The following is a 12,441-nucleotide window of genomic DNA, read 5'->3' as shown; positions in this document are numbered from 1 at the left end:
CCCGCGCCCGTACATCCGCTGACCTGCACGCTCTTCCCACCGCTCCAGGAGAACCTCGATGAGCTCCGCCTCCCTCCGCGCCCGGTACCTCGGCGACTCCGTCGCGACGGCGTCGCCGCAGCAGGTGCTCGTGATGCTGTACGACCGGCTGGCCCTCGACCTCGAGCGGGCCCAGAAGGCCGCGGCCGCGGGCGAGCGCGAGGCGGCGAGCGAGCAGCTGCAGCACGCCCAGGCGATCGTCCTCGAGCTGCTCTCGAGCCTGCAGGTGGACGCTTGGGAGGGCGGTCCGCGGCTGGCGTCGCTCTACAACTGGCTGATCAGCGAGCTGGTCCAGGCCAACATCAAGCTGGACACCAACCGCATCTCGGCCTGCCGGCAGGTCGTCGAGCCCCTGCGCGACGCCTGGCGACAGGCCGCCCTGTCGCTGGCCGGCACTCCGTCATGACCGACAGCCGCCCCTCCGACGGCCGCCAGCAGCCGGGTCCGATCAACTGGACCGTCGTGCTCGACCACCTCGAGGGCGAGGTCCTCGCCGCCGAGGAGACCATGGCGCGCGGCCGGGCCGAGGAGATCGCGGCCTGGGGACGACGTGCCGACGACTGGGTGCCGCCGTCGAGCCTGGGGCAGATCCCGGCCGACCTGCGCGAACGCGCCGCCCGGCTGCTCCAGCACCAGCTCGCCGTCGCCGAGGCGCTGATCGAGCGGATCACGCAGTCGCAGCGGCAGCGCGAGGTCGCCGCGCGGATGTCCTACTCGTCCACCCGCCCGGTCGCCGCCTACATCGACCGCGCCCTCTAGGCCCCTTCCCCGTCGCCTCGTCCCGGCTGCCGCCGGCGGCGGGGCGTTTGTGCGTTCTGGGGGTCCGGCGGCCGCCCAGGGCACCGTTGTGCACGGAAGCTGCCAACTCCCCCGCCCCGGTCGGCCCAGGACACGGCGAGGTCACCGCTGGTCCCATCCGTCCCCCGCCCCTCCTGCGGCCCTGCTGTCCCTCGTGTGGCTGACAGGCCGTCAGGCCTCGGCACCCGGGTGCCGATGAGGGAAGAGCACGGACAGCACCACATCGCCACGGATCGGCGGACCCCGCACTCGCTCGCGAGTGCCTTCCGCGTACCCGGAGGTCGATCGTGTCCTGCTGCACCCGTCGGCGACCCGTTCAATGATCGGCGACGCCACCTCGACGGCCCTGCACGCCGCCCTCTCCGGGCTGGCGCAGCGGCAGCGAGTCACTGCGGACAACATCGCGAACATCAACACGCCCGGCTTCCTCGCCGGGCGCGTCGACTTCGAGTCCTCGCTCAAGGGCGCCCTGCGCAACGGCGAGCTGCCGGCGACCAACGGCGCCTACACCGCGCGATCGCTCGAGCCGACCAACACCAACGGCAACAACGTCAACCTGGACCAGGAGACGGTCATCGCCACCGAGACCGGCCTGCGGTACCAGCTCGCCCTCAACGCGCTCGACGGCAAGTACAACGTCCTGCGCACCGCCCTCAGGACGCAGTGACCATGGCCATCTTCGACACCCTCGGCATCTCGGCGTCCGGCCTGATGGTCAACCGCAAGTGGATGGACGCCGTCTCGGACAACATCTCGAACATCAACACGGTCAACCCGAGCAACCAGGACGCGTTCCGCGAGCGGTTCATCAACGCCCAGGCCGTCGACTACGGGTCCGGGACCGGCGGCGTCCGGGTCGCCACCGCCGAGTTCGGCAGCGCTGAAGGGCGCATGGTCTACGAGCCCGACCATCCCCTGGCCGACAAGGACGGGTACGTGAAGTACCCCGACATCGACCTCGGCGACCAGATGACCAACCTGCTCATGGCCCAGCGCGCCTACCAGGCGAACCTCGCCGTCGTCGAGCGCGCCACCAACGCCTACCAGGCCGCCCTCCGGCTCGGGAAGGGCTGATCATGACCTCCTCCATCGGCGGCATCCTGCCGGTCGGCATCGGCGCCATCACCGGCGTCGCCGGCGACACGCGCGGCGTCCCGCAGGCGCAGAACGCCGACGGCTTCGCCTCCATCCTGGCGTCGTCCTTCGACCAGCTGCAGAGCGCCCAGAAGACGTCGGACACCCTCGCGACCCAGGCCGCGACCGGTGACCTGAAGGACGTCCACGACTACATGATCGCGAGCAACGAGGCCTCACTGGCGACCGAAATGGTCGTGACCATCAAGAACAAGGCCGTTGAGGCCTTCAATGAGATCATGAGGATGCCCGTCTGATGAAGTCGGCACTCGCCGGGACGCTGGAGCGCGCCCGCTCCACGTTCTCCACGATCAGCCTGGGGCAGAAGGTCGTCATCGGCATTCTGCTCGTCGGGCTGCTCCTCGGCGGGTTCTTCTTCTACCGCTGGATCACCGCCCCCACCCAGGCCCCACTGTTCTCCAACCTCGCGTCCTCGGACGCGTCGGCGATCGTCGACGAGCTCAACGCGGAGGGCGTCGCCTACACGCTCGCCGACGGCGGGCAGACGATCATGGTCGCCAAGGACCAGGTCTACAACCTGCGCCTGACCATGAGCGGCAAGGGCCTGCCCGCCGGCCAGGACACCGGGTACGCCCTGCTGGACCAGACCGGCATCACCACGAGCGAGTTCCAGCAGCAGGTGACCTACCAGCGGGCGCTGGAGGGCGAGCTCTCCAACACCCTCGAGGCACTCACGGGCGTCAACCAGGCCGTCGTGCACGTCGCCCTGCCCAAGGACGAGGTCTTCGTGACCGACCAGAAGAAGCCCACCGCATCGGTGCTGCTCGACCTGGCCCCCGGTACGAACCTCACCGGTGAGCAGATCCAGGCGGTCACCAACCTCGTCTCCTCCAGCGTCCAGGGCATGAACCCAGACCAGGTGACGGTCACCGACTCGACCGGTCACGTGCTCTCCGCGCCCGGCACCGGCATCACCGCGGGAGCCGGCGACGCCCGCTCCCAGGTGGAGCAGGAGTACGAGGCGCGGCTGGCCGCCAACGCCCAGCAGATCCTCGACACCGTCGTCGGTCCCGGCCACTCGAAGGTGTCGGTGCGCGCCGACGTCGACCTGAACAAGAAGCAGTCGACGTCGGAGACCTACACCTACAACAACGGGACGCCGCCGCTGTCGTCGAGCACGTCGAGCGAGAAGTACACCGGCAGCGGCACCCCGGTCGGCGGCGTCCTGGGCCCGGAGAACATGCCCGACGCGTCGTCCACCACCGGCGGGGCGTCGAGCTACGACAAGACGGCGACGACCGACAACAACGCCGTGGACAAGACGACGACCACCATCGACGCCGCGCCGGGTGCCCTGAACCGGCTCACGGTCTCGGTGGTCATGGACAACGGGGTCGCGGGCAGCCTCAACCAGAACCAGATCCAGTCGCTCGTCGGCAACGCCGTCGGCCTGGACACCGCCCGCGGCGACGCGATCACGGTGGCCTCCATGCCGTTCGACACGACCGCCGCCAAGAAGGCGGCCGCCGACCTGGCCGCGGCCAAGCAGGCCGAGTCCAGCGCCCAGATGTGGTCGATGATCAAGACCGGCGGCATCGCGGCGGGCATCGCTCTCGTCGTCCTCCTCGTCTGGCTGCGCTCGCGCCGCCGGGAGGAGATCGAGGAGGAGTACGAGCCGCTCGAGCTCAGCGACGACATGCTCGCCGAACTGGACCGGCTGCGGATCGCCAGCACCCGCGAGGCGGTCGAGGTCGACAACCGCGCGATGGAGCTGGAGGCCGCCGAGCGGCAGAAGGTCCGCGGCGAGATCTCCTCGATGGTCAGCGAGCGGCCCGACGAGGTGGCCGCGATGCTGCGCGGCTGGCTGAGCGAGAGCAAGTCGTGAGCGAGCGCGCCGGTACATCCAGGGACACAGCCCTGAACCAGCAGGCCACGGACATCAGCGAGGAGTCGGCATGAGCATCGCCAGCGTCGAGCAGCTCCTCGGGATGGGGGGCACCCCGAACCTGCCCGCCGTCCCCGCACCTCCCCCGCGTCCGGAGCTGCCGGGCCTGCGCAAGGCAGCCGTCTTCCTCGCCCAGATGTCGAAGGAAGAGGCCGGCATCCTGCTGTCCAAGCTGCGGCCGCGCGAGGTCGAGTCGCTGACCCGCGAGCTCATGCGCCTGGGCTCGGTCGAGGTCGAGGACGTCGACGGCGTCATGAACGAGTTCCACAGCCTCATGACCGCCCAGCACTTCATCGGCCGCGGCGGCGTCGACTTCGCCCGCGAGATCCTCGCGGCCGGTCTCGGCGAGGACAAGGCCGAGGGCATCCTGTCGCGGCTCAACGTCGTCTACACCGAGGTCCCGTTCGCCTCGCTGCGCAACGCCGACACCCGTCAGCTCGTCACGTTCCTCAAGGACGAGCACGCCCAGATCATCGCGCTGGTCCTCGCCCACCTGACGCCCGCTCAGGCGGCCGAGGTGCTGTCCGGCTTCGCCCCCGAGCAGCAGGCCGAGGTCGCGCACCGCGTCGCCACGATGGACCGCACCTCACCGGAGATGGTGCGCCTGGTCGAGGAGGAGCTGGGCCGCCGGATGGGCTCGCTGCTCGCGCACCAGGACATGACGACGGTCGGCGGCGTCGAGACCCTCGTCGAGATCATCAACCGCTCGCCGCGGCCCACCGAGCGCTCCATCCTCGAGTGGCTGGACAACACCGACCCCGAGCTCGCCGAGCAGGTCCGCTCCCAGATGTTCGTCTTCGAGGACATCGTCACGATCGACGACCGCTCCCTGCAGCAGGTGCTGCGCGAGGTGGAGGCCAACGACCTGGCGACGGCGCTCAAGGGTGTGCGGCCCGACGTCCGCGACAAGGTGGTCCGGAACCTCTCCGAGCGCGCCGCGGAGAACCTCAGCGAGGAGATCGAGCTGCTCGGCCCGGTGCGCACCCGCACCGTCGAGGAGGCCCAGGCGAAGGTCGTCAGCATCATCCGCGGCCTCGAGGAGTCCGGCGTGCTCACGCTGACGCGCGGTCAGGACGATGAGTTCGTTGCGTGAGGGTGTGCTGCTGCGCGGCGGAGGGACGCAGAAGGCGACCCCCTACCGCGAGCAGGGTCCCGTTCAGCACCCGACGCCGCGGGAGTCACCCGAGCAGCCGGCGCAGGTCGAGGAACGGCGGACGACGATCCGCCGGGCCGCGGACCTGCCGGTGGTCGGCGGCGGCAGCACGAGCTTCCGGCTCGGCGACGTGTACGCCGAGGAGCTGGACCGGCTGCGCCAGCACGCCCACGCGCAGGGGTTCGCGGCCGGCCACGCCGAGGGCATGCAGGCCGCTGCCACCGTCGTCGCCGACACCGAGCGCGCCGCCGCGGCCCGGCTGGCCGACGTCCAGGCGCGCTGGGAGCGGCGGGTGGCGTCGGCCGTCGCCGCTCTCGGCACGGCGGCCACCCGCTTCGACGAGGCCACCGTCCCCCTGGCCGAGGACATCCGCGAGACGATCATGGGCACGGTCCTGACCCTCGTCGAGGACCTGCTCGGGCGGGAGCTCGCGCTCGCGGACTCCCCCGTGCTCGACGCGGTGCGGCGCGCGCTGGCTCTCGTGCCGGCCGACTCGCCCGCCGTCGTCCGGGTGCACCCCGACGACATCGGCGAGATCCCGGCCGGGGCGCTGGCCGAGCTCCCCGAGACAGTCCGCGTCGTCGCCGACCCGACCGTCGAGCGGGCCGGCGCGGTCGCCGAGACCGGGCCCCGGCGGATCGACGCCCAGCTGATGGCCGCGCTCGAGCGGGTGCAGGCGGTCCTCTCCTCATGACGATCTCCCCCGCGCTGATGACCCGGGCCCGCGCGGCAGCCCGGCCGCAGGTGACCGGCTCCGTCAGCGGCGCCATGGGCCTGACCATGACCGTCGACGGGCTCTCCGCCGCGGTCGGCGACCTGGTCGAGGTCGACCCGGGCGAGCGCGGGCTGCTCGCCGAGGTGGTCGCCGTCAGCCGCGACCGGCTGACCTGCATGCCGCTCGGCACCCTCTCCGGTGTCCACGCCGGCGCCCCCGTCCGCGCGACGGGCATGCCGTTGCAGGTGCCCGTCGGCGACGCGCTGCTCGGCCGGGTGCTCGACGGCCTGGGCCGCCCCGTCGACGGCGGTCCCGCCCTGGGTTCGCTCGTCTCCTACGTCGACCTGGCCAGCGAGACCCCGCACGTGCTGTCGCGCACGCGGGTCGACCAGCCGCTCACCTTCGGCGTCCGCGCACTGGACACCCTGGTGCCCTGCGGCAAGGGACAGCGCCTGGGCATCTTCGCCGGTTCCGGCGTCGGCAAGTCCAGCCTGCTGGCCCAGATCACCCGCGGCACGGACGCCGACGTCCGCGTCATCGGGCTGATCGGCGAGCGTGGCCGTGAGGTCAAGGAGTTCCTCGACGAGAACCTCGGCGCCGAGGGCATGGCGCGCACGGTCGTCGTCGTCGCGACGTCCGACGAGCCCCCGCTGGTACGTCTCAAGGCCGCGTTCGTGGCCACCCGCATCGCCGAGGCCTTCCGGGACCAGGGCCGCGACGTCCTGCTGCTGATGGACTCGATCACCCGCACCGCGATGGCCCAGCGCGAGGTCGGCCTGTCCGCCGGCGAGCCGCCGGCCACGCGCGGGTACCCGCCGAGCGTCTTCGCGATGATGCCGCAGCTGCTGGAGAAGGCCGGCACGGGCGTGACCGGATCGATCACCGGCCTGTACACGGTGCTGGTGGAGGGCGACGACCACAACGAGCCGATCGCCGACACCGCCCGGTCCATCCTCGACGGGCACATCGTGCTGACCCGCAAGCTCGCCACCACCGGCCACTTCCCGGCCATCGACGTGCTCGAGTCGATCTCCCGGGTGGCGTCGGCGGTCGTCCCGCCGCAGCAGATGGCCGACGCCCGCGAGGTCCGCCGGCTGATGGGCGCGCTGCGCGACGTCCGGGAGCTGATCGAGATCGGCGCGTACCAGACCGGCACCGACCCCCTGGTCGACCGGGCGCGCCAGCTCGCGCCGGCGATCGAGTCCTTCCTGCAGCAGCCGATGGGTGAGTCGACCCCGCCGACGGAGTCGTGGGCGTGGCTGCAGCGGATCGTGAGCGGCTCGTGACCAGCGCTGAGCGAGGTCGCGCTCCGGTCGTGACCAGCGCGGTCGACTCGCGCAGGGGTACAGCGTGAAGAGGGCTGCCTTCCGGCTGCAGCCGGTCCTCGAGCTGCGCCGCACCGAGGAGCGGGCCGCCGCCGCCCTGGCGGCGCAGGCCGCGAACACCGCCGCCGACGCCGACCGACGGGCGACCGAGTACGAGACCGCGCTGGGCGCGGCCGTGCTGCCGCAGTCGCTGCAGGCGCGCGACTTCGTCCTGGCGATGACCCTGATGCGCACCGCCGCGACCGACGCCTCCGACGCCCGCGCCCTGGCCACCGCCCAGGCGGAGCAGGCCGAGCTGGTGCGCGCCCGGTGGACCGCCGCCGCCCAGCGGACCAAGGGCATGGAGAAGCTGAAGGAGCGCCACCAGCTGGCCCTGCAACACGCCGAGGACGCGGCCGAGGAGCGCGCCGTCGACGACCTGGTCACCGGCCGCGCCGGCCGCCGTAGGGCCGCCGATGTCCATGCGGCCGAGGAGGTCCCGTGGACGGAGTGACCCAGGTCCAGAGCCGGATCAGCGAGATCCAGTCACGCTTCCTGTCCTCGACCAGGTCGACCGGCTCCGGCGACTGGGCGACCGTCGCGGCGAAGGCCGGCCTGAACTCCACCTCGGCGCTCTCGACGACCAGCATCGGAACGACTGCGTCGGAGAGCGCGGTCGTCTCCCAGGCGCAGCAGTACATCGGCGTGCCCTACGTGTGGGGCGGCACCGATCCGGCCAAGGGCCTGGACTGCTCGGGCCTGACCCAGGTGGTCTACAAGAACCTCGGCATCGACCTGCCGCGCACCGCATCGCAGCAGGCCACCTCGGGCCGGCCCGTCGCCTCGCTCGCCGACGCCCGCCCCGGTGACCTCGTGTTCTTCGACTACTCGTCCTCGCGCGCCGGGATCGACCACGTGGGGGTCTACGTCGGCAACGGCAAGATGATCGCCGCCCCGCAGGCGGGCGAGTCGGTCAAGGTGCAGGACGTCGGCAATCCCACCGTCATCCGCCGGATCCTCCCCGAGCAGACGACCGCGATGCCGTCCCCGACCGCCGGTGCGGCGCTGGCCGGTGTGCCGTACGCCGACCTCTTCAGCCGGGCGGCGAGCCGCTACGGCGTCGACGCCTCGTTGCTCGCCGCGATGGCCAGCCAGGAGTCCGGCTTCAACTCCCAGGCCGTCTCCCCCGCGGGAGCCCAGGGCCTCATGCAGTTCATGCCGTCCACGGCCAAGGGGCTCGGCGTGAACGCGATGGACCCGAACTCGGCGATCGACGGCGCGGCCCGCTACCTGAGCAGCCTGACCAGGCAGTTCGGCTCCACCGACCTGGCCCTGGCGGCGTACAACGCCGGCCCCGGAACGGTGAGCCGGTACGGCGGCATCCCGCCGTACTCCGAGACCCAGAACTACGTGCGCAGCGTGATGAGCAAGGCGGAGGCCTACCGATGAACGCACCCGTGACCACGAACCCGGTCCGGACGACGTCGACCGGGAGCGCCACGTCCCGCAGCTCGGCTCCCGGCCGCGGTGGCGACGCGTTCGCGTCGATGCTCGACGACGCCATGTCCACCGACCGCGCCGGCGGCCGGGGTCCCTCGGAGCGGGACATCGAGCGTCGGAGCACGCCGGACGACCGCGCCACCTCTCGCGCTGCCGACCGGGCCGAGCGGAGGGACGACGCTGCCGACCGGGCTGCGGACAAGGCCGAGAAGGCCGGGGACCGCGCGGCCCACCGCGCTCAGCGGGCGGCAGCGCACGCAGCCCCCCGCTCCGTGAAGGCCGTCGGGCACCCCGCGACGGACGCCGACGCCGACGCCGCGATCACGACCGGCGACACCTCGGTCCCCGCTCCGGCGACGGGCACCGACGGTCCCCTCGCCATCGACCCGGACGGTGCTCCCCCGGCGCTCGACGCCGCGACCGCCGGGGGCGGAGTGCCGGCTGCCGTGTGGGCGCTGCTGATGGGTGGCGCTGTCCCGCCGACGCCGGCGCCGGACGCCGCTCCGACCACCGGCACGGGAACCACCCCGCTCGCCGGTATCGCCGCCGGGGCCGCCGCCGCGTCCGTCGACCCGGCCGCGGTCGGTGTCCCGGACACCGCGCCGGGCACCGGCACCGCTCCGGCCCGGTCGGCGGTGGTGGTGGACACCGACGCCGCGCCGTCGGCCACCGCGCGCCGTCCTGCCGCCGCGTCCCCGACCGCCGCCGAGGCAGCGCTCTCCGACTTCACCGTCGTCCGCGCCGACGACCTCCCGACCGCGGCGCCGGTCACCGCCGCGCCCCCTGCGGCCGGGCCGACCCCCGCGACGGCGACCGTGGACGCCGCAGCCGCTCGACCGGCCGACCTGCCCGCGGCCGACGCCACCGCCCCCGGGACGACACCGTCGGTCCTCCCCCCGGACGCCGCCGCCGTTCCCACTGCGCCCACGCCCCAGCGCGCCTCCGATCCGGTCGCCGCCCCCACGTCCGACGTCTCCCTGCCCGTGGCCGGGACCGGGACCGCCGGCCAGGGCCGGTCCGCCGGCACCGACACGTCCTCCCAGCAGGGCTCGGCCGACGGCGGCGCCACCCCGGCGCCGGCGCCGGTGCTGCCGTCGGGCGCCCCCGTCACGACTGTGCCGACCCTGGCGACCGCTGCCGCCGGCGGGGCGACCGGCGCCGCGGCCTCCCAGCCGGTGGGGACCCAGGTCGCCCGGCAGGTCGCGGTCCTGGCGAACGGCCCGGACGGCGCGCACACCATGACCCTGGTCCTCACCCCGGACTCCGTCGGACCGGTCGAGGTCCAGGTGACCCTGCAGAAGGGCACCATCGACCTGCACCTGCGCGGGGCGCACGAGCACGGCCGGGCCGCACTCCTCGAGGCGCTCCCCGACCTGCGCCGCGATCTCGAGGCCGCCGGTCTCACCACCTCCCGGCTGGAGGTCGACCGCGACAGCGGTGGGGCCTGGCTGGCCCGGCACAGCGCCCAGCAGCAGGCCCAGCAACAAGCCATGGCCCAGCAGCAGGGCTTCGGCGACCGGGGCAGCCGGCAGGACCCGGGCGACGGCCGGTCACGACCGTGGGAACGGCCTGCCGATACCGGGGTCAGTGGGCCCGCGCCCTCCGCCAACCGATCCACGTCGTCCGGCGTGGACTACCGCGTCTGAAGAAGGAGCGACCGACCGATGCCGGACGCAGTGAGCGGGACCGCCGGAACCGCATACGTCCCCGCCACCACCACGGTGGAGCGGAAGGACCAGGGCAGCACCAAGGACATGTTCCTCAAGCTCCTCATCGCTCAGATGAAGTACCAGGACCCGTCCAACCCGGCGAGCAGCAGCGAACTGATGGCGCAGAACGCGACCTTCACGCAGGTGGAGAAGCTCGAGGAGATCGCCAAGCAGAACGCGTCGATGCTGGCCCTCCAGCGCTCCAGCAGCGCCGGCGCGCTGGTGGGCCGCACGGTCACCTACAGCGACTCGAGCGGCGCCAAGCAGACCGGACTCGTGACGTCGGTCCGCCTCGGCAACGACACGACCGAGGCGTCGGTCATGGTCGGCGGCGTGTCCGTCGCCATGGGCCGCATCACCGAGGTCGCGAGCACCCCGGCGAGCGCCTGACCGTCGTCCCGACCACTCCCGACTCCCCCGCCACCCGGCGGACCCAACACTCGAGGAGCAACTCCCGTGCTTCGTTCCATGTTCTCGGCCGTCTCCGGCCTCCGCGCCCACCAGACCAAGATGGACGTCACCGGCAACAACATCGCCAACGTCAACACGGTCGGCTACAAGAGCAGCCAGACCGTCTTCCAGGACACCCTCTCCCAGGTCGTCCGCGCCGGTGGCGCACCGGCGGCCGACCGTGGCGGCACAAACCCGGCCCAGGTCGGGCTCGGCGTGAAGCTGGCCGCCACCACCACCAACTGGACTCAGGGCGCCACGCAGACCACGGGCCGGTCGACGGACTTCATGATCGAGGGCGACGGCTTCTTCGTCACCCGCTCCGGCACCGAGAACCTGTACACCCGCGCCGGCTCCTTCGACTTCGACGGGGAGGGCAAGCTGGTCACGCCCAACGGCGGCGTGCTGCAGGGCTGGATGGCCAACAAGGCCGGCGTCGTCAACCCCAACGGTCCGATCGGTGACCTCTCGGTGCCCTACGGCCAGATCGTCAACCCGAAGCAGACCAGCACCGGCGCGCTCGGCGGCAACCTTCCCGCGGCCGCGATCGCCGGTGACACGTTCCAGACCGGCGTCACGATGTACGACAGCCAGGGCGTCGCGCAGAAGGTGTTCTACAACTTCACGAAGACGGCGACGGACAACACCTGGACCCTCGACATCACCCACGAGAACGGCACCGCGCTGCTGGTCCCGAGCGCCACGGTCGCCTTCGACTCCGCTGGTGCCCTCGTCACCCCGGCGACTCCTCCGGGCACCATCGCCCCGTTCACGCCGCCGGTGGCCACCTTCCCGAGCTGGACCGGTTCGGTGACCGTCGACGTCTCCGCGCTGACCCAGTTCGGCGGCGCCAGCACCGTCACGGCCACCGACCAGGACGGCTACGCGCTGGGTTCGCTGCAGTCCTTCCAGCTCGGCAACGACGGAACGATCACCGGCGTCTACTCCAACGGACTGCGCCAGCCCATCGGCCAGCTCGCGCTGGCGTCGTTCAGCAACCCGAGCGGGCTCGAGAAGGCCGGCAGCTCGACCTTCCGGGTCGGGGTCAACTCGGGCACGGCCTCCGTCGGCCTGGCCGGCGTGGGGGGGCGCGGCGTGCTCAACTCCGGCGCGCTCGAGATGTCGAACGTCGACCTCGCCGAGGAGTTCACCGGCCTGATCGTCGCCCAGCGCGGCTTCCAGGCCAACAGCCGCGTGATCACGGCCTCCGACGAGATCCTCCAGGACCTGGTCAACCTCAAGCGATAAGCGGTGACCCCGGGCGGCCCGGTCACTCCTCGGAGTGACCGGGCCGCCCCGCTTTCCGCGTCGTTCCGGGCCTCGCCGGGCCCGCGACGGGGCTTGTTCGGCTCAAGGAAAGACGCTGGTGAGCCGAAGAGAAACAGTGACTCCCCCTGACCACGGGTCAGCGGGTTCCCGACGAGCAAGAGGACCGATCCGTGATCCGTGTGACGCGCTTGAACGGAGAGCGGTTCGCGCTCAACCCCGACCTGATCGAACGGGTCGAGGGCCACCCCGACACCGTCGCCTTCCTGGTGGACGGCACCAAGTACGTGGTCAAGGAGAGCGTGGACGAGGTTCTCGACGAGATCCGCGAATACCGCGCCCAGATCCTCGCCACCTCCTACGAGATGGACCGGGGCGAGTACCGCTCCGGGCTGTCCGAGCAGACCCCCGACGACGCGGCGGGGAGCTCCTCCGTCGTCCCGTTCCCGAGCCGAGAGGAGCGCTGA

The 12,441-nt window shown here is 72.3% G+C and carries 15 protein-coding genes; all 15 read left to right on the top strand.

The genetic code is table 11. The annotated features are described in order from the left end of the window. The first annotated feature begins 58 nt into the window (after positions 1-58). A complete protein-coding gene (gene fliS, locus AC2H4J_RS03075; protein WP_487463352.1) occupies positions 59-445 on the top strand; it encodes a flagellar export chaperone FliS in 387 nt (128 codons plus the stop codon). Further along, positions 442-798, top strand: a complete 357-nt coding sequence (locus tag AC2H4J_RS03070; protein WP_487463351.1) for a hypothetical protein — start codon at positions 442-444, stop codon at positions 796-798. The genes fliS and AC2H4J_RS03070 overlap by 4 nt, the downstream gene beginning before the upstream one ends. 358 nt (positions 799-1,156) lie before the next feature. Further along, entirely contained in the window at positions 1,157-1,504 is a 348-nt protein-coding gene (flgB, locus tag AC2H4J_RS03065; RefSeq protein ID WP_487463350.1) for a flagellar basal body rod protein FlgB, read from the top strand. A gap of 2 nt (positions 1,505-1,506) precedes the next feature. Continuing rightward, positions 1,507-1,911 (top strand): flagellar basal body rod protein FlgC, encoded by a 405-nt coding sequence (locus tag AC2H4J_RS03060; RefSeq protein WP_487463349.1) that lies wholly within the window; start codon positions 1,507-1,509, stop codon positions 1,909-1,911. 2 nt (positions 1,912-1,913) lie between these two features. Further along, the gene (fliE, locus tag AC2H4J_RS03055; protein WP_487463348.1) at positions 1,914-2,228 is read left to right on the top strand and encodes a flagellar hook-basal body complex protein FliE; all 315 of its coding nucleotides are present in this window, start codon (positions 1,914-1,916) and stop codon (positions 2,226-2,228) included. Then, positions 2,228-3,817: a flagellar basal-body MS-ring/collar protein FliF gene (gene fliF, locus AC2H4J_RS03050; RefSeq protein WP_487463347.1), complete on the top strand. Its 1,590-nt coding sequence runs from the start codon at positions 2,228-2,230 to the stop codon at positions 3,815-3,817. The genes fliE and fliF overlap by 1 nt, the downstream gene beginning before the upstream one ends. 70 nt (positions 3,818-3,887) lie before the next feature. After that, positions 3,888-4,970 (top strand): flagellar motor switch protein FliG, encoded by a 1,083-nt coding sequence (gene fliG / locus AC2H4J_RS03045; protein WP_487463346.1) that lies wholly within the window; start codon positions 3,888-3,890, stop codon positions 4,968-4,970. Beyond that, positions 4,954-5,724 (top strand): FliH/SctL family protein, encoded by a 771-nt coding sequence (locus AC2H4J_RS03040; RefSeq protein WP_487463345.1) that lies wholly within the window; start codon positions 4,954-4,956, stop codon positions 5,722-5,724. Before fliG ends, AC2H4J_RS03040 begins: the two co-directional genes overlap by 17 nt. Then, positions 5,721-7,031: a FliI/YscN family ATPase gene (locus AC2H4J_RS03035; protein WP_487463344.1), complete on the top strand. Its 1,311-nt coding sequence runs from the start codon at positions 5,721-5,723 to the stop codon at positions 7,029-7,031. The genes AC2H4J_RS03040 and AC2H4J_RS03035 overlap by 4 nt, the downstream gene beginning before the upstream one ends. A gap of 64 nt (positions 7,032-7,095) precedes the next feature. Then, complete coding sequence (locus AC2H4J_RS03030; RefSeq protein WP_487463343.1) at positions 7,096-7,563, top strand: flagellar FliJ family protein; 468 nt, start codon at positions 7,096-7,098, stop codon at positions 7,561-7,563. Further along, positions 7,551-8,498: a lytic transglycosylase domain-containing protein gene (locus tag AC2H4J_RS03025; RefSeq protein WP_487463342.1), complete on the top strand. Its 948-nt coding sequence runs from the start codon at positions 7,551-7,553 to the stop codon at positions 8,496-8,498. Before AC2H4J_RS03030 ends, AC2H4J_RS03025 begins: the two co-directional genes overlap by 13 nt. Next, on the top strand, positions 8,495-10,195 hold the full coding sequence (locus AC2H4J_RS03020; protein ID WP_487463341.1) for a flagellar hook-length control protein FliK: 1,701 nt from the start codon (positions 8,495-8,497) through the stop codon (positions 10,193-10,195). Before AC2H4J_RS03025 ends, AC2H4J_RS03020 begins: the two co-directional genes overlap by 4 nt. An 18-nt stretch (positions 10,196-10,213) precedes the next feature. Continuing rightward, positions 10,214-10,648 (top strand): flagellar hook assembly protein FlgD, encoded by a 435-nt coding sequence (locus AC2H4J_RS03015; protein ID WP_487463340.1) that lies wholly within the window; start codon positions 10,214-10,216, stop codon positions 10,646-10,648. A 66-nt stretch (positions 10,649-10,714) separates the two neighbouring features. After that, the gene (locus tag AC2H4J_RS03010; protein WP_487463339.1) at positions 10,715-11,956 is read left to right on the top strand and encodes a flagellar hook protein FlgE; all 1,242 of its coding nucleotides are present in this window, start codon (positions 10,715-10,717) and stop codon (positions 11,954-11,956) included. Between the two features lie 191 nt (positions 11,957-12,147). Then, positions 12,148-12,441, top strand: coding sequence for a flagellar FlbD family protein (locus tag AC2H4J_RS03005; protein ID WP_487463338.1), 294 nt, complete (start codon positions 12,148-12,150; stop codon positions 12,439-12,441).

Source organism: Blastococcus sp. OS1-29 (assembly GCF_057628075.1).
The sequence above is the reverse complement of the archived record's forward strand: the minus strand, read 5'-3'. Positions and strand labels throughout refer to the sequence as shown.